Origin of the sequence: Prevotella bivia DSM 20514 (assembly GCF_000262545.1) — a bacterium.
GTDB lineage: Bacteria > Bacteroidota > Bacteroidia > Bacteroidales > Bacteroidaceae > Prevotella > Prevotella bivia.
In genome coordinates this window covers 101500-124116 of record NZ_JH660660.1, presented here as the reverse complement: position 1 = coordinate 124116, position 22617 = coordinate 101500, and the positions used below count along the sequence as shown (strand labels likewise).

General features: G+C 39.9%; 20 protein-coding genes and 5 tRNA genes. 10 read left to right on the top strand and 15 right to left on the bottom strand.

Features of this window, described 5'->3' with window-relative positions; genetic code table 11:
* Positions 1-115: 115 nt before the first annotated feature.
* Positions 116-1093, bottom strand: a complete 978-nt coding sequence (locus PREBIDRAFT_RS02925; protein WP_004338405.1) for an ROK family protein — start codon at positions 1091-1093, stop codon at positions 116-118.
* 131 nt (positions 1094-1224) lie between these two features.
* Here PREBIDRAFT_RS02925 and PREBIDRAFT_RS02920 point away from each other — a divergent pair, with 131 nt between their 5' ends.
* The 10 genes from PREBIDRAFT_RS02920 (at position 1225) to PREBIDRAFT_RS02875 (ending at position 12418) form a co-directional block, all read left to right on the top strand.
* On the top strand, positions 1225-1899 hold the full coding sequence (locus PREBIDRAFT_RS02920; protein WP_004338404.1) for a LysE family translocator: 675 nt from the start codon (positions 1225-1227) through the stop codon (positions 1897-1899).
* A gap of 28 nt (positions 1900-1927) precedes the next feature.
* A complete protein-coding gene (locus PREBIDRAFT_RS02915; RefSeq protein WP_004338402.1) occupies positions 1928-2539 on the top strand; it encodes a DUF4924 family protein in 612 nt (203 codons plus the stop codon).
* Positions 2540-2572: 33 nt separating this feature from the next.
* Entirely contained in the window at positions 2573-3445 is an 873-nt protein-coding gene (rfbD, locus tag PREBIDRAFT_RS02910; protein ID WP_004338400.1) for a dTDP-4-dehydrorhamnose reductase, read from the top strand.
* Between the two features lies 1 nt (position 3446).
* Positions 3447-5015, top strand: a complete 1569-nt coding sequence (locus tag PREBIDRAFT_RS02905) for a peptide chain release factor 3 (RefSeq protein ID WP_004338398.1) — start codon at positions 3447-3449, stop codon at positions 5013-5015.
* A gap of 1044 nt (positions 5016-6059) precedes the next feature.
* Complete coding sequence (locus PREBIDRAFT_RS02900; RefSeq protein ID WP_004339139.1) at positions 6060-6305, top strand: hypothetical protein; 246 nt, start codon at positions 6060-6062, stop codon at positions 6303-6305.
* Positions 6306-6398: 93 nt separating this feature from the next.
* Entirely contained in the window at positions 6399-8018 is a 1620-nt protein-coding gene (locus PREBIDRAFT_RS02895; RefSeq protein WP_004339136.1) for a hypothetical protein, read from the top strand.
* A 420-nt stretch (positions 8019-8438) separates the two neighbouring features.
* Complete coding sequence (locus PREBIDRAFT_RS02890) at positions 8439-8897, top strand: NfeD family protein (RefSeq protein WP_036864288.1); 459 nt, start codon at positions 8439-8441, stop codon at positions 8895-8897.
* Between the two features lie 16 nt (positions 8898-8913).
* A complete protein-coding gene (locus PREBIDRAFT_RS02885; protein ID WP_004338260.1) occupies positions 8914-9867 on the top strand; it encodes an SPFH domain-containing protein in 954 nt (317 codons plus the stop codon).
* Between the two features lie 8 nt (positions 9868-9875).
* Entirely contained in the window at positions 9876-11000 is a 1125-nt protein-coding gene (locus PREBIDRAFT_RS02880) for a UDP-N-acetyl glucosamine 2-epimerase (RefSeq protein WP_004338261.1), read from the top strand.
* A 26-nt stretch (positions 11001-11026) separates the two neighbouring features.
* Positions 11027-12418 carry an MATE family efflux transporter gene (locus PREBIDRAFT_RS02875; RefSeq protein WP_004338262.1) on the top strand — a complete coding sequence of 464 codons (1392 nt, stop codon included), beginning with the start codon at positions 11027-11029 and terminating at the stop codon, positions 12416-12418.
* A gap of 131 nt (positions 12419-12549) precedes the next feature.
* Here the strand turns inward: PREBIDRAFT_RS02875 and PREBIDRAFT_RS02870 are convergent, their stop codons facing one another.
* From PREBIDRAFT_RS02870 to PREBIDRAFT_RS02805, 14 genes are all read right to left on the bottom strand, one after another.
* Positions 12550-13428 carry a M48 family metallopeptidase gene (locus tag PREBIDRAFT_RS02870; RefSeq protein WP_004338263.1) on the bottom strand — a complete coding sequence of 293 codons (879 nt, stop codon included), beginning with the start codon at positions 13426-13428 and terminating at the stop codon, positions 12550-12552.
* A gap of 137 nt (positions 13429-13565) precedes the next feature.
* Complete coding sequence (locus PREBIDRAFT_RS02865) at positions 13566-14924, bottom strand: MFS transporter (protein WP_004338264.1); 1359 nt, start codon at positions 14922-14924, stop codon at positions 13566-13568.
* A 15-nt stretch (positions 14925-14939) separates the two neighbouring features.
* Positions 14940-16262 carry a SpoIID/LytB domain-containing protein gene (locus PREBIDRAFT_RS02860; protein ID WP_004338265.1) on the bottom strand — a complete coding sequence of 441 codons (1323 nt, stop codon included), beginning with the start codon at positions 16260-16262 and terminating at the stop codon, positions 14940-14942.
* A 15-nt stretch (positions 16263-16277) separates the two neighbouring features.
* A complete protein-coding gene (locus PREBIDRAFT_RS02855) occupies positions 16278-17198 on the bottom strand; it encodes a DUF4922 domain-containing protein (protein WP_004338267.1) in 921 nt (306 codons plus the stop codon).
* 20 nt (positions 17199-17218) lie between these two features.
* Positions 17219-18703 (bottom strand): glycosyltransferase family 2 protein, encoded by a 1485-nt coding sequence (locus PREBIDRAFT_RS02850; protein ID WP_004338268.1) that lies wholly within the window; start codon positions 18701-18703, stop codon positions 17219-17221.
* Between the two features lie 102 nt (positions 18704-18805).
* Complete coding sequence (locus tag PREBIDRAFT_RS02845; RefSeq protein WP_004339130.1) at positions 18806-19327, bottom strand: 4'-phosphopantetheinyl transferase family protein; 522 nt, start codon at positions 19325-19327, stop codon at positions 18806-18808.
* Positions 19314-20639: a gliding motility-associated protein GldE gene (gldE, locus tag PREBIDRAFT_RS02840; RefSeq protein WP_004338270.1), complete on the bottom strand. Its 1326-nt coding sequence runs from the start codon at positions 20637-20639 to the stop codon at positions 19314-19316. The genes PREBIDRAFT_RS02845 and gldE overlap by 14 nt, the downstream gene beginning before the upstream one ends.
* Entirely contained in the window at positions 20639-21052 is a 414-nt protein-coding gene (locus PREBIDRAFT_RS02835) for a single-stranded DNA-binding protein (protein WP_004338272.1), read from the bottom strand. The genes gldE and PREBIDRAFT_RS02835 overlap by 1 nt, the downstream gene beginning before the upstream one ends.
* Positions 21053-21116: 64 nt before the next feature.
* The gene (locus tag PREBIDRAFT_RS02830) at positions 21117-21656 is read right to left on the bottom strand and encodes a hypothetical protein (RefSeq protein WP_004338273.1); all 540 of its coding nucleotides are present in this window, start codon (positions 21654-21656) and stop codon (positions 21117-21119) included.
* A gap of 33 nt (positions 21657-21689) precedes the next feature.
* A tRNA-Gly gene (locus PREBIDRAFT_RS02825) sits at positions 21690-21762 on the bottom strand.
* 45 nt (positions 21763-21807) lie between these two features.
* Positions 21808-21890, bottom strand: a tRNA-Leu gene (locus tag PREBIDRAFT_RS02820).
* 43 nt (positions 21891-21933) lie between these two features.
* Positions 21934-22013: transfer RNA gene (locus PREBIDRAFT_RS02815), tRNA-Leu, on the bottom strand.
* A gap of 45 nt (positions 22014-22058) precedes the next feature.
* Positions 22059-22131: transfer RNA gene (locus PREBIDRAFT_RS02810), tRNA-Gly, on the bottom strand.
* A 45-nt stretch (positions 22132-22176) separates the two neighbouring features.
* Positions 22177-22250, bottom strand: a tRNA-Pro gene (locus PREBIDRAFT_RS02805).
* Positions 22251-22617 lie beyond the last annotated feature (367 nt).

Sequence of the window (22617 nt, the reverse complement as noted above, 5' to 3'; positions counted from 1 at the left end):
AAAAAAGCGAGAACACAAAATAAAAAAAGCGAAAAGGAAATGTCATACTAGCATAAGCCTTTTCGCTTTAAACGTTTATTACAATTAGCTTCGCATAAAGCGAAGTCGTTTTTCTTTATAATTCCCAACCAATAGCTGAGGCACCAAGCACTGCTGCTGCTGCATCATCTAAAGAGCTTATTAAGAACTTAGGTTTGCCCTTGAATATCTTCAAAGCATGCTTCTCGTATGACTCAATGATAGGCTTCATAATCAAGTCGCCTGCCTTTGTTAGTCCACCAAAGAATATGAACGCTTCAGGAGAAGAGAAAGTAGCAAAGTCGGCACAAGCTTGTCCTAGCATATCACCCGTAAAAGCATATACTTCAAGGGCTAGTTTATCACCCTTACTTGCTGCGATTGACACATCAAGAGAGGTAATCTCTTCTGCTTTCATATCACGAAGAAGTGATGGCTCATCCGATTTCTCTAAAAATTCACGAGCTGTACGAGCTACACCTGTTGCTGAACAATAAGCCTCCAAACAACCTGTACGACCACAACCACAGCTACGACCTTCTTCACCACGAACCATTACTACATGACCTAGTTCTCCAGCAAAACCATCAGAGCCATATACCATTTTACCATCTACAACGATACCAGACCCAACACCAGTGCCGAGCGTTATCATGATAAAGTTTTTCATGCCACGTGCCACACCATATTGCATTTCGCCAATAGCAGCAGCGTTGGCATCATTTGTTAAACCCACAGGAATGTTCAACTTTTTAGAAAACATTTCTGCCAAAGGCACCACACCATCATGACCCCATGCCAAATTTGGTGCAAACTCTATTGTTCCACGGTAGAAATTACCATTAGGAGCACCTATACCCATAGCTTTAATCTGTCCTATACCACCTACTTTAGCTACAATAGGCTTTAGTGCTTCTACACCAGCAGCTACAAAATCATCAACAGTTTTATAAGCACCTGTTTTGATAGAGTTAGTTGCTAGCACCTGACCACGCTGATCAACGATCCCAAATACGGCATTTGTTCCGCCTAAATCTAGACCGATAACAAAGGGTTTTTGTTCTTGCATTTCCATACTTGCAATTAGTTTTTAGTTCAAAAATTATTTTCGCAAAGGTAGGAAAAAAGCCTAAATCCACAAACTTTTGATACTTATTTTTGCCTATGTCGCATATTTTTCGCAATTTTGCAGTTCAATTATATAATATGGAAATTCCTATTCAGTTAGATATACTCGATTTTGTATTCAAAGGTATCCTCATAGGCATCATTGCGTCGGCTCCTATGGGACCTGTTGGTATTCTTTGCATTCAGCGCACATTGAATAAAGGCAGATGGTATGGCTTTATTACAGGATTAGGAGCTACTTTAAGCGATGTTTTTTATGCCCTCATCGTAGGCTTTGGTATGAGTTTTATCATGAAGCCCTTGTCTAATCCTGCTTATCAATTCATTTTGCAGATAACAGGAAGTATATTATTACTCTTCTTTGGTATTTATTGCTTTGTTTCCAATCCCACAAAGAAAATACACAAGTCTGGAAAAAGCAAAGGAAGCATCTTACACAACGGCTTAACAGCTTTCGTTGTAACCATCTCTAATCCTCTTATTATATTTCTTTTCATGGCTACCTTCGCTCAATTTGCCTTTATCCAACCGGGCAAAACTTTTGAAATGATAGTAGGTTTCGCTGCAATACCAGTTGGAGCTATGCTTTGGTGGTATGGACTTACATGGCTCATTAGTAAGATTAAAGGTAAGTTTGATGAAAAAGGCATTCTCATCATCAATAAAATCATTGGTGCTATCGTAATATTGTTCTCACTCATCATATTATTTGGGACAGTATTCAATCTCTATCACCTACCCTCTTTTTATTAAAAACATTCGTTTAAAAACAAGATAAGTTATGTTTGTTGCTCAACAATTACGCGAGAAAAGTATAGCTGAATATCTGCTATATATGTGGCAGATTGAGGATGTTATTCGTGCATACGACTGTTCCTTAACGCGTATTCGTAAGGAATATATCGAGCGCTTCGAATACACCGAAGAGCAAAAGGAAGAAGAAGAAGACTGGTTTGGCGATCTTGTGCGTATGATGAAGCAAGAAGGTTGCCGCGAGGCGGGACATCTTCAGATCAACAAAGTAGTAATGCAAGCACTCACCGAGTTGCACGCAGAGCTGTTGCAATCGTCTAAATTTCCTTTCTACTCAGCCGAATATTACCGTGTACTGCCTTTCATCGTAGAACTTCGTGGTAAGACAAAGCGCGTGGCTGACACTATGGCACGCAAAGGTGATGATCAACTAAAGCAGGTAGCTGCCACCCTCGGACATAGCGAAATAGAAACTTGTTTCGACTTGCTCTATGGTGTGATGATGCTTCGCCTACAGCAGAAAGAGGTAACTGCAGCAACAACTACTGCACTTAAAGAAGTTAGTACCTTTATAGGAATGCTATCCGATTATTATATCAAAGATAAGACAGAGGGGCTAGACTTTGGCGAACAGAGCTAGACAAAAAATAAACATTTAAGAAATAACAGCTATATGAATATTCTTGTAACAGGAGCTAATGGACAGCTTGGCAACGAGATGCAATTAGTAGCTAAGCAGAGTAAAGACAACTATATATTCACCGATGTGTGCGATGGCTACACAAAGCTAGACATTACCAACCTCGACACAGTCCGCTCCATAGTAAAGCAGAATGATATTAAGTGTATCGTCAATTGTGCTGCATGGACTAATGTTGATGCTGCAGAAATAGCTGGCGACATCGTTGAAACACTCAACGCTACTGCACCTGAAAACCTTGCAAAAGCAATGAAAGAGGTCGATGGCTTACTCATTCACATTAGTACCGATTACGTTTTTGGTGGCGATCCTTACAACACACCTTGCAAGGAGGATCAAAAAGGTACACCAACTGGTGTTTATGGCTTAACAAAGCTTCATGGAGAACAGAAGATACAAGCTGTTGGTGGCAATTATATCATCATTCGCACAGCATGGCTCTACAGCGAGTTTGGCAAGAATTTCGTTAAGACAATGATCAACCTCACTGCCACTAAGCCACAACTCAAAGTGGTATTCGATCAGTGTGGCACACCAACCTATGCAGGCGATCTTGCTGACACCATCTTCACTATCCTAGAAAATCGTAAGTTTGAGGGCAATTCTGGTATTTATCACTTCTCAAATGAAGGGGTGTGTAGCTGGTTCGACTTTACCGTTAAGATAGCCGAGCTAGCAGGTAATACAACATGCGAGATTCTACCATGCCACAGCTGTGAGTTTCCCTCACCTGTTACTCGTCCCTCTTATTCTGTGCTTGATAAGACAAAAATAAAGAACACTTTTGGCATTAAAATACCCTATTGGACAAATTCGCTAAAGAAGTGTATAAACAGACTTTTATAGTATGAACGAAATAGAACGTAGGCGAACCTTCGCCATTATCTCTCACCCTGATGCAGGTAAGACTACCCTTACCGAGAAATTCTTGCTCTTCGGTGGACAAATCCAAGTAGCAGGAGCTGTAAAGAGCAATAAAATTAGAAAGACTGCTACATCCGACTGGATGGATATTGAAAAGCAGCGTGGTATCTCTGTATCTACCTCGGTCATGGAGTTCGATTACAATGACTATAAGGTAAATATCCTAGACACACCTGGTCACCAAGATTTTGCTGAAGATACCTACCGCACACTTACTGCTGTCGACTCGGCTATCATTGTTGTCGACTCGGCAAAGGGTGTCGAAGCACAAACTCGTAAGCTTATGGAAGTGTGCCGTATGCGCAACACGCCTGTAATAATCTTTATCAACAAGATGGATCGTGAAGGTCGTGATCCTTTCGATGTGTTGGATGAACTAGAGCAGGAATTACAAATCAAGGTGCGCCCGCTCTCATGGCCTATTGGACAAGGACAACACTTTAAGGGTGTTTACAATATTTACGAGCAGCAACTCAATCTTTTTACCCCTAACAAGCAACGTGTAACAGAGAAAGTAGAGGTAGACATTAACTCTACAGAACTTGACAATCAGGTGGGTACCGACTTTGCCAACAAGCTACGCGAAGACCTAGAGCTAGTAGACGGCGTTTATCCAATGTTTGAGGTCGACAACTATCGTAATGCCGAGGTAGCACCCGTGTTTTTTGGCTCTGCACTTAACAATTTTGGTGTTCAAGAACTCCTCAACTGCTTTGTACAGATAGCCCCAAGCCCTCGCCCTACTAAAGCGGAAGAGCGTATGGTAGAGCCAGAAGAAGAAAAATTCACTGGCTTTATTTTCAAAATTACGGCTAACATTGACCCCAACCATCGCTCATGTATAGCTTTCTGTAAGGTTTGTTCGGGCAAGTTCCAGCGCAACCAACCCTATCTCCATGTCCGCAATGGTAAAACGATACGTTTTTCCTCGCCTACTCAGTTTATGGCGCAGCGTAAGAGTACCGTCGACGAAGCTTACCCCGGTGATATTGTAGGTTTGCCTGATAGCGGAGGTGTTTTTAAAATTGGCGATACTCTTACAGAGGGAGAAGATCTCCACTTTAAAGGCTTACCAAGTTTTTCCCCAGAGTTATTCAAATATATAGAGAACGACGACCCTATGAAGTCGAAGCAATTCCTCAAAGGTATTGAGCAGCTAATGAACGAAGGAGTGGCACAATCGTTTGTCAATCAGTTTAACAATCGTCGTATCATAGGTACTGTTGGACAACTTCAATTCGAAGTTATCCAATACCGTTTAGAGCATGAATACAATGCCAAATGCCGCTGGGAACCTGTCCATTTACACAAAGCTTGTTGGGTGGAAGCCGACGACGAGAAAGAACTCGAAAACTTCAAAAAACGCAAATATCAATACATGGCAAAGGATATAGAGGGTCGCGATGTATTCCTTGCCGACTCTGGCTATGTTCTTAGTATGGCGCAACAAGACTTTGAACACATTAAATTCCATTTCACTAGCGAATTTTAAAAAAACAACAGAGCATACAAAAAAGGGAGAGAGCAGCAAAAAGCATCTTTTTGCTGCTCTCTCTTTCTGTATAATTAATACACATTATAGCTAAGACGGCTACTATAACTAAAAAGATCGTTTCTAAGTTCCAATAATATTCTGTTATCTCTTAGAAAATATTTAACAACAAATTAATAGGTCATCGTTTCCATTGCAAAACGTGATGTATTGAGGAGCTAAAGGTCATCTTCTGCTATATAAAAGATGACCTTTTGCATACTAAACAATGATCTTTTAGTTTTCCTATATTAAGTTATTGATAATCAACTAGATATTTTTTTGATTTTGCAAGTTTACTATAATTGACATAAGTAAAAATAGTTGACTTTATCTACTCTCACTATACGCTTGTTTGCTATCCAACTAATTTCTACTTGCTAAAAGAGAGCTTGTGTGTTTGGTTTCTACTTTTTGACGAAAGAGGCTTACTTTTCAAACGAAAAATAAGCAATGCCAAAACATCGGTATTGCGAACTAACTTTATATTCTATTTATATTTCTAGCACACATATTTATAATATAAGTCTTTTTATTCCTTTAAAAATTTGCTAGATTATAAAATACTTATTACCTTTGGAGGCAAATTAAAAACTAGAGGGATTGAAATCAGCTTTTTTACATCGCAACTTACAGTATTACTCCAAAAACTCTTTGGGGCAAGTTGTGCTGCAAAGAAAAACCAGTATTCTTTCTTTTTTTAACATAAATTATTTGGTAGTGCCAAATAATTTTGTACTCTCTCTCTCTCTCTCTCTCTCTCTAGAGCCAGGTCTAGTTTAACCTCCACATATACACTTTTTCCTACGCGCGCATACGCGCGTGAAAGCATTGGCTACAAAGGGTTTCACAAGGATTCCCTTTGTGGCTTTTTCCGTGTGTTTTGCGCTGTGCTTTTAAGCAAAATAAGAAAAAATAATTGCACCTTTTTGCTAAGATTTTTCGGTATAAATGCTAAGCTTTTTCGATATAAATGAAATTTAATAACAAATCTTCTATAGTAAAATGAACCAAAGAACTTTTCCAAAACCAGTTAGCGACACGCTTGACTATTCTTCAGCTAAAGCGCTTCTGCCTTACACTGCTCCACAGGTGAGCATCTTTAAGATAGCTTACGATCATACAATCTTGGCTGGCAGTCTTGCCAACGGAGACCACGAACCTTCTAAGGACGGTGGAGATCTTCCTGTAGCTAACGCAGTCTTCTCACGGGGATCAACCTTGTTTCCTGCTAAAGAGGAGGAAGAATAGCTTCGTAAATGACTCAAGCTGTATGGTATAGGCTTATACCAACAACAAGAGATAATTGTTTTTTTTATTTTCAACTATTAATTTTTAATTACAATGAACAAAAAAGTTTTAGTTCCTCTGTGCGCATCTATGGGCTTGCTCTTAGGTGCTTGTACACAGAATGAGACAGATGCTCTTTCGAGCGGGTTAACCACTTTCGTAGCTACAAACCCAGCTACTCGTACCTCAATGGCTACTGATGGCGGTGGTGCTTTCTTCTGGGAGAATGACGACCAGATTTGGGTAAAGGACAAGACCGATGCTTGGCAAAAGAGTGTAAACAAGGTAGAAGGTGGAAAGACGAACACCTACAACTTCCAGCTTGCAGGTAGCTACGATAAAACAGGTAGCTATACTGTACACTACACTGGTAAGAACAGCGCTTCAGCCGATCAAGTAACGATTGCTACAGCACAAACGCAAACCCTCCCTAACACCTCTACCCACCTAGGCGAGAGTGGCGACTGCGGTGTAGGCATTGCAGCAGGCAATACTTCTACGAATGCTACCTTTGGCTTCCACCTCTCGCACAAAGCTACTTGTCTCGTATTTGCTCCTTTCGCAAAGGGGCGTGAAGCAGCTAACTATAAGCTCACCAAGATCACCGTTAAATCGGACAACACCATTGCAGGTAACTATACCTTGTCTGCTCAAGGCTTAGCTATTAAGGACAATGAGCAAAAAGAAATCGTTCTCTCTACTCCAAACAACGATAATGCTGGTTTCCCCCTTTCTACCGATAAGAAAGACCTTGCAACCAATGGTGCTTATATGATGATCGCTCCAGGTACTCACAGCCTATCAGTAATCTATCACGTAGTAAATGCTACCAAGAACCTTGAAAAGGATGTTACCATCACTATCAATTCTTTCACCTACAACGGTGGCACCCACTATCGTGTGCCAGGCAACTTAGGCGTTCTTGCTCCAAACTCTGACGGCGATCACGTTGCATCTATTGACGGCGGCGACCTTGCAGAGTCATCTGATGTTCCTTCTCTTTACAGTGGTCACAATTATTATATGTGGGATGCAAAGGAGAACTATTGGTCTGGTCACGAGTGGAATGCTGTTACAGAAGTTTGGCAGCCAACAACGAATGATGCAACAAACGGAAATTATGCAAAGTCTAATGCTGATGGTTCTCGTTGGTACCACGAAGGTAGCGGTGATTTCGAGGCTTCCGTCAATTCTCTCTTCAGCCAGCTTCCTAACGCTAACGAAATGGCTTGGTACATAATGAGGGGTGATCCTCATTGGGATAATACTACTCGTTGGGAGGCATTCGGTAAGACTTATACTGGTGGTCTTTGGCTTAAGAAGCTCAGCGTTATCGCTCAAGAGCAAGGCAGGCAGCCTGCTAAAATGAAAACAGCAGCCCCTGATGGTGTTAATCTGCTTGCTACTACTAACTTCAATTTCAATTATTACAAAGTTGATCCTACTTCAGGCAAGCCAAATGATAGCGAGATTAGCAAGTATTTCTTCCTCCCTGCGTTGGGCTATTACAACAGCGGTCAGCTTTACGAGTGCGGTTCTCTCGGTACCTACTGGTCGTCGAGTGCTGACCCTAGCAATAGTAGTGAAGCTTACCGCCTGGCCTTCAGCAGTGATTTCGTGCTCATACGCGACATCGACCGCTACTACGGTATCGTGGCGCAGCCCTTCGAGTAGTCTCCCCCGATTGTTTTATTGATGAAAATAGAGCAGAAAATGATGATATAAAAGACTACTCCTTATCGTAGTGAAAAAAGTGCATTCACTTTCCCCGAAAAGTTAATGTACTTTTTGAAGAAAGTTAATACACTTCTTTCGCTATGGTAATATCCCTTTAATAGATATAGGGAAGCAATCATAAAAAAGGGACGTGGGTTTTGATGAAAACCCACGTCCCTTTTGATATAACACTAAGATCTCTTGATAAGGTTAACTAAAATAAAGCTTATCTGCTACCTATTTAATGTAATTCGTCAGACGCACATTTATTAATATATACAGCTATAACTTATTATAAACGATAAGTTTTTTTTCATTTTTTTTTGCCATCATCATTTTTTTCTTTACCTTTACATCGTAACATTAATTATAATGCCTATGTTTGATTATCTTGCGCAAAATCTTTGGTTAGTGTGGACGCTTGTAAGTTTGCTTTGTTTAATATTAGAACTTACTAGTGGCGATTTTTTTGTAATGTGCTTTGCTATTGGTGGCATTTTTACAGCCCTCCTCTCCCCTTTTGTGGATAGCTTAACCATTCAAATTATTACTTTTTCGGTATGTTCTGTGCTGAGTATTATTTTCGTGCGCCCTGTGATGCTCAAGTATTTTCATCGGCATGATAAAAATAGAGTAAGCAATGCCGATGCACTAATAGGCAGAGAGGGGCGTATTACTGAGCCTATTGAGGGTAATGGTTTTGGTAGAGTGCAGATAGATGGCGATTACTGGAAAGCTCGTAGTGTGGACGGTGTAGCCATAGCCTATGGGCAAGAAGTGAGGATCATCTCACGCGACTCTATCATCGTAACAGTGGAAAAATTATCAATTAACTAAAAACTTATTAATTCTTATGGAAATTACAGCTTACATTCTCATTGCGCTAGTGATACTAGCCATTGTAATTGTGAAAAAATCGTTGGTGATTATCTCGCAAAGTGAAACAAAAATTATAGAGCGATTGGGTAAATACTATGCAACGCTCCAGCCTGGCATCAATATTATTATTCCTTTTATTGATCATGCAAAGGAGATTGTTGCAATGCGATCGGGTAGATATGCTTATACTAGCTCGATCGACTTACGCGAGCAGGTATATGACTTCGATCGTCAAAACGTAATTACAAAGGATAATATCCAAATGCAGATCAATGCCCTGCTTTATTTCCAAATCGTTGATCCTTTTAAGGCTGTGTATGAGATTAACAATCTGCCTAACGCTATAGAGAAGCTTACCCAGACTACGCTTCGTAATATTATTGGTGAGCTAGAACTCGACCAAACCCTTACCTCGCGCGATACAATTAATACCAAACTGCGTTCAGTGTTAGACGATGCTACCAACAAATGGGGTATTAAGGTAAACCGTGTAGAACTACAAGATATTACCCCTCCTGAAAGCGTACTTCAAGCAATGGAGAAGCAGATGCAAGCTGAGCGTAATAAGCGTGCTACGATCCTTACGAGTGAGGGCGAGAAGCAAGCTGCTATTCTTAAATCAGAAGGTGAAAAGGCTTCAATGATTAATCGTGCAGAGGCTGATAAACAGCAGAAGATACTAACAGCAGAAGGTCAGGCACAAGCTCGTATCCGCAAAGCAGAAGCCGAAGCTGTGGCTATTCAGAAAATAACGGAAGCAGTGGGTCAAAGCACTAACCCTGCCAACTACCTCATTGCACAAAAGTATATCCAGATGCTTACCGAGCTTGCTAATAATGGTAATCAGAAAACGGTTTACCTACCTTTTGAAGCTTCTAACTTAATGGGTTCTATCGGTGGCATCAAGGATCTGTTTAAAGAAAAATAATAGTATACATGACAAGAAAGACATTAAATCTCTGCATCTTTTGTGGTGCGCGCCCTAACTTTATGAAGGTGGCACCTATTATTCGAGTTATTAATAAGCAAGCTAATGAGAATATAGCATATTCTCTTATTTATGCAGGAACAAAAAACGATCCTACACTAGAAGATAAGCTTTTTGAAGATCTTGAGATAGCACCTCCAACAATATACCTTGGCGCTGATAGCCAAAACCTTAATGAGCTTACAGGACAAGTAATGTCGAAGTTTGAGCTTTATCTTCAATCGCATCCTACCGATGTGGTCATCGTTGTAGACGACCTTGCCTCTACTATGGCCGCAGCCATTGTTACCAAGAAGCAAGCACTAACTTTGGTGCATATTGCTGCTGGCACACGCTCATTTGATATTACGATGCCAAAGGAAATCAATCGTTTGGTTATTGATGGCTTGTCGGATATTCTCTTCACTGCTGGTGTGAGCAATAACAGCATTGCTAATAAAGAGGGGGCAGAATTGTCGAAAGTATATATGGTGGGTAATATCTTAATAGATAATATCCGCAATAACAGAGATTTGATGGGCAATCTTAGCTTGTCGAAGATAAAGGAAGTAGCTGACCTAAATATTGAAGAGGGTAAGTTTATCTTGTTTACACTCAATCGCAAAAAGCTACTTAATGAAACTATTGAGTTAGAAAAACTATTGAGAGCTTTAGTAGAGGGCGGAAAACATACGCCTATCGTAGCCCCATTGCGCGACACGGCAGCTAGCATCGTAAAGGAAGTAGCAAAAAGGGGCAATATCGACTTGTCGAATTTCCACATCGTATCGCCATTTGGCTTCCTCGACTTTGGCTATATCAGCGCACATGCTATGGGTGTGGTAACCGACTCGGGCAACGTAGCCGAAGAAGCCACCTTTAATAGCGTGCCATGTATTACGCTCAACAGCTATACCGAACACATTGAGACTGTAACAGTAGGATCGAATGTGTTAGTAGGCGAAGATCCTGATACTCTCCGTAAGATGGTGGGCGATATGGTAAGCAATCAATGGAAAAAATCGGGCATACCCGATCGCTGGGATGGTCGCTCGGCTGAACGTATCATACAAATACTACTAGAGATGAAATAACTATATGACAAATAAAGCCAACAACCATGCATCATAACGTAGATAATTATACCTACTTAACACAAGGTCCCCTTCACCGCGTTATTATTGATATGGCTATACCCACTATTATCTCGATGCTTGCTACTGGTCTTTATAATATAGTCGACACTTACTTTGTAGGAAAGCTTACTACACAAGATACAGCTGCTGTGGGTATTGTATTCTCACTGATGTTTTTTATTCAAGCTGTGGGCTTCTTCTTTGGGCATGGTTCGGGCAATTACATCTCGAGAGAGTTGGGAGCTAAACGCCATAAAAATGCTGATATAATGGCATCTACGGGCTTCTTCTTCTCATTTTGCTTTGGTATGCTCATCACCGCCTTTGGAGAAATTTTTCGCATACCGCTAGCTCATTTTTTAGGTAGTACCCCTACCACGATGCCCTATATATTGAAGTTTATGTCGATTATCCTTCTAGGTGCTCCCTTTGTAACCTCTTCCTTAACGCTGAATAATCAGATGCGTTTACAAGGAAATGCCTCTTATGCTATGTATGGTATCATTGCAGGTGTAGTGATAACAGTGGTGTTAGATCCTATCTTAATCTTCACTTGTGGAATGGGTATCAGAGGAGCTGCTTTTGCTACGATCATTGGGCAAATAGCATCGTGGGGTATTCTCGTATATATGACACACATCGGAGAGAATATCGGTATCTACTTTAAGAATATGAAGCCATCGCTAAGAGCATTAAAAGAGATTTTCCTCGGTGGAAGTCCTTCGCTTATGCGACAAGGATTGGCAAGTATTGCCACCATGGCATTAAACGTAGCTGCTAGCCATTATGGCGACTCTGCTATTGCTGCCATGAGTATTGTTACACGCATTAGTATGCTTGTGTTTGCTGTCGTGGTGGGATTGGGTCAAGGTTTCCAACCCGTTTGTGGTTTTTGCTATGGTGCAAAACTATATAGACGGCTCACCGATGCCTTTACATTTACCGTGATGATAGGCACTGTGTTTTTAGTAATTTGCTCTGTGTTTGGACTGTTTTTTAGTAGTTCGGTGATAGGTATATTCCGCAATGATCCTGAAGTAATCAAAGTGGGTGTTGTGGCGTTGCGCTATCAGTTGATAAGTCTACCCTTAAACGCATTTATCCTCGTAAGCAATATGCTAGCACAAACTTGTAGAAAGCCTTGGCGTGCCAACTTCCTTGCCGCTGCTCGTCAAGGACTTTTCTTTGTACCACTCATGATTATCTTGCCTAATATGTGGGGATTGTTGGGAGTAGAGATTTGTCAGAGTGTGAGCGATGTTTTTTCGTTTATCGCTACAGTGCCTATTATCTACTACACTTTTAAAGAATTTAAGCGTGAAGATTTGGCTTTACAAACAGCAAGCAGTAATTATAAAGGAGAAGATAACAAATAACATTAGAAACACTTTTTACACATACACAAAAAGCAAAAGCAACTATTTTCCTCTTGCTGATGCAGGCATCATAGGGAAAATAGTTGCTCTTCTTATATGCTGACTATGAAATCTTGTGTATCTCTCTTTTGTTAGTATTTTGTTCGGGTAGAAGTAGTGCGCTTCACACTCTTTGTAGACGTTGTTTTTGTAGTAGTGCCTTTAGCTGCTTGATAATATTTTAGAGCCTCTGGCATCCACTTCTGAATATTGGCAATACGGCGTTCATCAGAAGGGTGGTCACTAAAGAATTCAGAACTGCTGCTTTTGGTAGCTGCTGCCATACGCTGCCAAAAAGGTACTGCACTTTGTGGATCATAACCTGCCATAGCAGCAAAAATAAGCCCCATATAGTCGGCTTCACTTTCATCTGAACGGCTATACTTGAGGTTACGGAAAGAGAAATATCCACTTGCCACTTGAGCTGCAATATCGCCTACTCCATTGCCGACAGTAGAATTAAGTACTGTACCTAAAATACTGGTGCCGATAGACTGATTATTCTGCTTTGTCCATTGCTCTGCACTATGCTTAGCCACAGCATGAGCAATTTCATGTCCTAATACAACTGCAAGGCTAGCCTCATTTTGCGTATAAGGAAAAATACCTTCATAAACAACGATCTTACCACCAGGCATACAGAAAGCATTAGCTTGCTTATCTTGAATAAGATTGAACTCCCATACAAAGTTTTGTATCTCGTTAGCATAACCATTGTTACGAAGATAGGTTTCAACAGCTGTTGCCAGACGATGCCCGACACGTTCTACCATTTTGGTATTGGCAGTGTTAGTAGATTTTTTTGCAGAAGCCATAAACTTAGAATACTCTTCACTACTTAAACTCAATATTCGAGCATCAGAAACACCAATTCGGTGGGTTCTACCTGTAAGAGGCACTTTCTCTGTAGTACCACATGATGCTAATGTTGCTAACATAGCACCTACCAAAAAAAACTTTATCTTCTTCATTTCTCTCTATTTATTAATATAATGTCTAACAAAAGTACACTTTTTTCTTGTAGTTTCAACGATGTATCCTTATTTTTTTGAAATAGGCAGTAATAAAGCTGCAACCTTATCGAAAAGAAAAAACTTATCTAAAATTATTAGGAGATTCTTTCTTCGTTGAAAACTTCTATTCTGCGAAGTTTTGTAAATTGCTTCAATTTGCTGTTCAGTTCTTCGGTGATAGGGAGTATCTTCATGCAGAAGAGCGAGATCCCCCCCATTAAGAAAATAAATGTGAATACTTGGCGATAACTAAAATATTCTATTAGTAATCCTACGAAAAAACTTGATATTAAGAATGACAATCCTAAGAAAGATGCTCCTACTGAGTATGTAAAAGTAGGGTGTTTACCGTGTGTAAGATAAAGAAGCATAAGCGCATAGATGATAATGGCATAACCTGTGCATAGATGATCGAGGAGAACACATAGCGATACAATGACCATCGACGAATTGAAAGAGAAACTAAGATAAACAAAGCATAGTTTTGGAAGCACAAGTGCCAAGACCATAGACCATTTTAAAGCGATTACCCCACGTTTGCGCACTTTAAGAAAGCCAAAGACAGCACCTAGTGTAAGCCCTACAAAGCCTAAAGAACCTTGAATAAAAGCTACTTCTTGCGGAGAAAAGCCGAGTCCACCGCTACTGCCTGTGTCAAAGAGAAAAGAAGTGATGATACGTAAAAACATCATTTCGGGCAAGAGGAAAAGCAGTAGAAAAAGTAGCTGGTGCATATAGTCGTGGCGTGCCCTCACCATGTTCTTTACATCAATGATCCATGTTTTAGTAAGGTGAATATTTATGGGGAGTTGTGCCTTAACGTATGCTTCGGGTATGACAAAATAATGATAGAGACAGAGCAGCAAAGAAAATACTCCAAGACTATAAAATATAGTAATCCAAGATGATCTCACCAAACGCGTGATAACCTCAAGATTGCCAATAGCCACCAATGGGAGGGTAAAGGCAATAATAATAGATGAAAGATAAGCTATGGTGCGCACTCCCATAAAAGCTGATCGACGCCTATAATTAGCACTTCTTTTGTAAAAACGTTCTATGGCTATATCATGGAACGATGCTACCACCGCAATGACAAAAAGGAAACTTAGGGAGAGGCCATAACAATGAGGATTGGGTATGGACATAGCAATGCCTATGAGGCTTGAGCCAATAACAAACTGACAAAGTAATATCCAATAGCGTTTGCTTTCGAAACTTAACACAAACCGACCTAAGAATGGACGGAAGATGAAAGGGAGGATAAGCCAAGAGTTAGCAACTACAATATCGCTATTATCAATACCTAGCTGACTAAAGAATACAGTGGAAGTCATAAATAGCACCACATAAGGCACACCTCGCATCATATAAAGCGAGAAAAGCCATAACCAGTGGTTATGCCAAGCATCCACAAGTGGTATTCCATTAATAACGTCATTGTCGATTTTCATATTTCTTTACTCCTATTAATAGAGTTGTGTAAGTGCTGACCCCACATAATAATGGGCAAGAATAGTTTGATAATCATAGCCGTTAGCACCCATGACAGCAGCACCTATTTGACAAAGTCCAACACCATGTCCCCACCCTGCCCCTATGAGCTTGAAAAGTTGTGGAACATCATTAACTACCTCAGTAGTTTCGACTACAAAGGCTGAACTATATAGGTGCGACTCGCTCAAAGCTCGCCTTATCTCCAGTTCTTTGCCTATAACCATAGTGCGTTGAGAGCCAACTATCTCTAGCTCGTAAATACGACCGCTATCTCCACGTTTTAAAGGATTGAGTGCAAGTATATTTCCAAAGCCTATACCTAGTTTATGCTCTAGCAAGGTGCTAACTTCTGTTTGTGTATATTTCACAGTCCACCGATAGAAGTCGGAAGTTTCTTGATCATAGTCATTAAGAACTTGCCGCAACACCTCCTTATCATCGGTATTGCAGAAAGCATTAGGGCTTGTTTTAATCCATTTCTTAGCAGTTTCTTCATCGGTTAAATCTGGCAAAACTTTGCTCGCTTTTGGCTTAATATCTGCAACAGCTTTTAGGTAAGGATACTTAATATTATCCCAGCAATATTCAAAGCTCTCCGACACTCCACCACAACACTTAGAGAAGCGCGCATCACATATCTTGTTATCGTAAGTAAGTACCTCGCCTCGTGTGGCTGCTACGGCTTGTTTAACATAGGAACTTGTCATGCGTCCTATACCCTGATAGCGTTGACAATGATCATCGGCACAGACATCAAAAAGGGTGTGATCGGTGCGATCATACCAACGAATAATTTTCTGAGGAGTTTCAATAAAGTCGTGATGCTGGTGGGCAATATTTGCTCTCTTTCTATTCTCAATCTGAGAAAGCAACCAACTGCGCGAAATAACAGCGTGTGCCTTGAGCAGTTCAAGCGAGGAGGTCGCACTCATTTCACTAGATATAACACTCGTAAGATAATCCTCTACTTTTATTTCATTAATGGCATAAAGCCTTTCACCATCAACAATAATGCGTAAACTGCCACGGAATGTTTGACTTTCTTTCCGCTGCCAATGGAATTTTACACCGATAACAACATCTTGTAGGGTAAAGCTAGCACTATCATCAATAGGCGTAAACAGTAATTCAGCATACTCGCAACCCTCCCAAAAGATCTTACCCGAAACAAAGTGGGCAGAATAGTTGCCTAATATTGTCTTGCTATTTACCATAAAAGCATTGGTAAGCGTGAAAGAAAGCAACTTCCCACTTACAATGCCTACTGCTACTATGGGTTCGTTTGTATATACCATTATCTTATTTTGCGTTTAATGCTTACGCAATGTATCTAAAACTTTAACCACAACTTCTTCTGGTAAGGTTACCTCTTTGAGAATAGCACTAGCTTGTGCTAGAGTGATTGTATCGAAATCGTTTTTGAGTGGCAGAATAAGCAGTCCAGCCATGTCTATAGCACCAGGACTTACCAAACACTGAGCATTTCCCTCTGCAAAGTAACAATCAGGTCGATGCTTAAAGCGCGGGAAGATGAGAACGACTAGTTCGCCTTTCTCTTTCCAAACCACTACATTCATCATCGGCTCGATATCATTTTCAGGCAATGGTAGTGCATCATATATTTTATTAAACAAAACCACACAACTATCAATATCATAGCTTGTTATTGCAATAACAGGGCAAGCATAATGAGTAATATAAGACAATTTTGCCTTACTTAGAGATAAGATCGTTTCAGAAGTGGAACTCAAGTTTTCCCACTCTTGATACATAGGAATGATGCTTTTAGTACCTGCCTGAAAATGGAGATGATCAGGCGCACTAGCTCCACAGTGTGGACCATTGTAGAATACTAAGCCCTCATCGTACTCATCTATAAAGAGTAGCATATCTATGAAATGCTCCTTAATTTGTTGAAGCTCGTGTATGCATGAAGGTATAGTAAAGTGTTCGGGAAGAATAGGGAATGGATTAATAAGAATATCAAAATGACTGTTGAAATCTTTCACTATCTGCTCCTTAGGGCGATTAGCTGCACACAAAAAACAAGGACGTTTTGCCAATGTGGTTTTGTCGATATTTGCACCAGTACTGACTAGACGAGCAGGGTTAAACTGTGCCTTTAGCAGGCCCAATTGCTTCACCTCAACATGCTTTAAGTCATCAAACCGCTGCTTTGTGTCTTGCCACAAAGCTAATTGCTCTTCGTAAAAAGGCTTCAAACTACCCATTTCTTTTAACTTTTACGTTATTATTTAACCTTGTTTCTTTGCTGGCGAGCCTTTAGCTCTATCGTGCGAATACGGTCTTTGTAAAGGTTATTGGCATTTACCTTATCAACACTTAAAGCTGCATCGCTATTACCTTCCCAACGACGGCATAGATAGAGTTCATCATAAATACGTGCTATGCGATACTCACGGCTAACAGCTAAGCCCATAGCGTAATCTTCGCCATAGCTAGTGTTTGGAAACTTCAACTCACAGACCACAGGAGTGAAGAATGCGCGTGGTGCACCCAAACCATTAATGCGCAAGGCATTGTTGCAGCCATTATCCTCCGTCCACTCCTTGTGATCAATAAGTCCAGGAGGAAGGGTGTTAAGTTGGAAGTCGCACATACGATAAGAGCCTATGAGCATAGCTGCTTTTTGATCGTAGAACTGATCAACAATATGCTGCAATACATCATCGGCAGAATAAAGGTCATCGCTATCTAACTGAATAGCAAATTTGCCACACAGTTCGCTATCTAGTGCATAATTCCAACATCCACCAATACCTAGATCGAAACGCTCTGGCACTAAGTGTATGATGCGATCATCAGCCACAGCTAGTGTTTCTATAGCTTCAGTAGTGCCATCAGTGGAATGATTATCTACTACTATTACATTAAACTTGAAATTAGCCTTTTGAGTAATAACCGAGCGAATAGCATCGGTAATAGTTTTTACACGATTGAAAACAGGAATTACCACAGAGGCTTCCACTGGAAAAGAATAGCCTTCAAAGCTAGGTGTACGATATTGTGCAACATCAATCCATGCACCAATCTTACGAAGATGCGCAGTAGCAGCTTTCTCCATCTCTATTTGCACCTCACGATTGCGTGGATTAACATAGTCGAATTGTTTCTCACCACTCTTACGAAGATCAAGTGCTTGCTCTGTATATAAACATTCATCGAGGTGAAAAAGTTCACCTTGACGACTCAAAGCCAAACGCAAACTATACCAACCAGCATACTCATAGCTTTCCGTTTCCTCCTTTGCCCATATTTTTAATGCATCGGCTTTGATCAATACGACAGAACCAAAATCGAAGTCATCACGAATACTTCCTATTTGATAGTCGATAACAGGATGCTTTACAAGTTTGTTATCTTCCATTGAGAAACGATCGCAATATACCATAACAGCATCGGTAGATACTGCAACTGCAAGCAATCGCTCAATAGCATTGCTACCAATGGTTAACTTTCCTTTATTAAAACAAAATAATAGGTATTCGCTATTGGTATGTTCAGCCATTAGCTTCATATTAGCAGTTGAAAATATATCATCTACTAATATGGTGTCTATATTTATTAATGATGTTGATTTCTGTTCAATACTTCGAGAAAAAAACACTGTTACGCTATTTACCTTAACACAACTTTGTGCATCCGCTATTACTGCTTCAAGATTAGCATCCTCAATAAATGGAAGGAAACAATCTACTTTTATATTCTTTTCCATAGGTAATTTATTTACACTACAAAAGTATATATTTTTTAGCAAACAATCAAAAGGCTATGGTAAAAGCTATAATAGAACAGTGTGGAGATTTATCCAATAAAGCTATTCCCAAACGTAGGTAAGTAAATATTCTTCAACAGAACGAAGAGAAACAGATAGACTATTATTCGATCGTAGGTCATAAATCGTTGCAGCTTGCGGATCCACTTTCATCTCTTGATAACCTAAATGTAAAACAGATCGAAGTTTGTAGAGACTTTCCTTAGCACACCAAGCATAGAGAATATCACTGGTTTGAGTAAAAGGTTCGTCTGCACGCAAAAATCGCTTGGCTATTTTCTGTATTCTCTCGCTTTGGTATTCTATATCAATGCCCACTTTATAAGTCTTGGATAATATCACTGCAGCCCATCCCTGTGTGTGCGATATGCTGATGTTGTAGCCCTCTACTAATGGTTTACCATCCTCATTATGAGCTATCTCAACATCCGCTTGTAGAAGCTTTCTCAGTAGGGATTTAACAGCAAAGCTTTCAGCTTCTCTACCCTTTCCCACAATAGGAAGAATACCTATAACGATATCTGTTGTTGGAACGTAGAGAATTTCAAGATTATTGTGCATCATCGTCGATTGGGCGTACAGTAACCTTGATTTTACTTATTCTTCTGCCATCAAGTTCAAGCACTTCAAATAAGTAATTTTTATAGGTTATTTGTTCATGAACAATAGGGAAATTACCTTTCAACTCAAGCAACAAGCCTGCCAGCGAATCAGCTTCCCCTTCTATTTCTGCAAATTCCTCATCGTCTATCTTTAATATTTTCGTAAAATCGCTTAATAGTGTCTTTCCTTCAAAGAGGTAAGTATTGGCATTGAGACGAGCATAGGTATTCTCGTCTTCGTCAAATTCGTCATTAATTTCACCAACAATCTCTTCGAGAATATCTTCTAGTGTTACAATACCACTTGTACCTCCAAACTCATCAACAACAGTTGCAATATGCACTTTATTAGCTTGGAAATCGCGCAACAAATCATCAATTTTCTTTGTTTCAGGCACAAAATAAGGAGGACGAGTTAGGCTTTGCCATCTAAAGCCACTTGCTTTCGACAAGTGAGGCAACAAGTCTTTAATATAGAGAATACCTCTAACATTGTCAATACTATCTTGATAAACTGGTATTCGAGAATAATTATTATCAATAATACTTTGTAAAACCTCTGCATAAGTGCTGCGAATATCAAGGGCTACGATGTCTTGGCGACTCGTCATAATCTCTTTAGCTGTTTCATCACCAAAACGAATAATACCACGAAGCATACTCTGCTCTTCCTTTAAATCATCTTGATCGGTTAATTCAAGGGCTTGTTCTAACTCACCAACTGACAGTTGATGACTCTCCTTCTCAATCACTCTACCAGCAAAGGCACCACTTTTCAAGAGAAAAAACTCCAATGGTAGAAAGAATTTGCGAAGTAATATTAATGCTCCTGCACCACGACGGCAGAAAGATAAGGGATTTATCCTACTATAAACCTTTGGCATAATCTCACCAAATAACAACAGGATAAAGGTTAGCAAAACAGTTACACACAACAATTCTAGCCACTCGGCTTTAAAGGTAACCAGTTTGTTGATGATATAATTGCATAGCAAAATAATAGTTACATTTACTAAGTTGTTAAGAATCAATATTGTGGCAAGTGTTCGTTCACTATCTTCTCGTAGCTCTTTTACCTTAGCATCTGCACTAAATTTATCGGGATCAAGTTCATCTAAATCCTTCGGAGTAAGACTAAAAAATGCTATTTCTGATCCACTAGCAAAGCCCGAACACAGCAGTAATAATGCAGCAATAACTACCGCTACAATAATATCTGATTCTAAAGTATGAAATTCAACATACGAAGAAATACTTACTAGCAGGTCTGTCATTAGAATGGCAATTTAGATTTATATTCTTCTACATGGCTACTACCATTAGAAGTCGTAGAATTAGTAGTTACTTCTGTCATTTTACGAGGAGCAGATAACCACTCCAAATTTTCTGCATAAACTTCAGTTATTGTTCTACGCACTCCCTTTTTATCATCATAAGAACGACTGCGAATTCTACCTTCTATAAATATTTTATCGCCTTTATGAATATATTTCTCAGTATACTTCGCCAAATTCTTAAACAAGACGATATTGTGCCAATCAGTACGATCAGGAACTTGTGTACCGTTTGGCAATACATAACCACGCTCTGTTGTTGCTAATGTGAAAGAAGCAACGCATTCATCAGCTTCAAAATAACGTATTTCAGGATCTTTCCCTACGTTACCTATCAACATTACCTTATTCATAAAACACCAGAAACTAGGAAGCGAACGCATAGAAGCAAACTAAAAGTTTACTTCCCCCCAATATTTACTTCCAAAGACCTAAATATTTAAACTTGAAATTCTTTCCTTTAGCAGAAGGAAATTGGCTACGACTATCAACACGCGTTTTGAGATAATCCACTAAACGCTGATAGCAATCCCAACCTGAAATAGCCTTACAACGAGCTACAAAGGTAGTATCACGATATTCATGCTTACCTGTAGATGGGATCATCACTACACGCTTAAATGTAAGCTCGCCTTCATACCACCCTTCTCTTTCTGCGGTCAAATTCTGAACAGCTAGGCTCTCCTTCTTCTGATTTATGACAGCTGCAGGACGTATAGCTTTTTTATTCTTAAAGTCATCCATCGTTTCCGCTTCAGTCTTAATAACAATAAAATAGACACGTGGACGTACTTTATAGCGCTTTGGATAGAAGATGTCATTAGATGCATAACTCCTTATATCCGTCTCCAAATCTCTTGTAATCTGTATATCGGGAATTGAACTTAAAAAATCTAATGCCTCATCCGCATTATGTACTAAAACTTCACTATCAAAATATCTGATGTATAAATTCATGTGGATAATGCTTTGTTTTTCTGTAATAAAAAGAGCGGCAAACGAGACTCGAACTCGCGACCCCGACCTTGGCAAGGTCGTGCTCTACCAACTGAGCTATTGCCGCAATTAAATCTATAATAGTAAGTAATTACTTACAAATTTGTCTATGTGAAGAGGAGGAGACTCGAACTCCCACGAAACAATTTTCACTACCCCCTCAAAGTAGCGCGTCTACCATTCCGCCACCTCTCCAACATATATACTATGTATCTTTGGATACTTTAAATAAGTTCTGTGCCCAGAACAGGACTCGAACCTGCACGTTATAAACACACGCACCTGAAACGTGCGCGTCTACCATTCCGCCACCTGGGCTTGTAACAAGATTCTTAAACTTATTTGTGTTTCAATAAAAAAAAGAGCGGCAAACGAGACTCGAACTCGCGACCCCGACCTTGGCAAGGTCGTGCTCTACCAACTGAGCTATTGCCGCATTCTTTTAAGTCGACTTCCCACTAGAAGCTTTGACTAAATTTTGTCGGGGCGACAGGATTCGAACCTGCGGCCGCCTGGTCCCAAACCAGGAGCGCTACCGGGCTGCGCTACACCCCGCTGCATTCTTCTTTGCTTTATCACAAACACTAAGACTTTTAATATTAAGTGATAACTCATTTCTGAATTGCGAGTGCAAAGTTAAGCAATTATTCTATTCCCACAAATATTTTACAAGAAAAAATCTCAAAAAAACGCATTTTTCTTTACCAAACCAGAAGTTAAGGGTAAATTCACCTTAATATATAAGTATAACTCAAAGAAATATACGACATAAAAGAAAAGAAAAACAAATCAGAAATCCCATAACTCGTAATATGTATTACCTACTCTAGGTATTAGCCATTGAGAAAATAAAGGGTCAGTCGTAAAACCCAGTTGCAACTCCTCCCCTCATGCACATAATTTCATAAGTGTTTGCTATCTG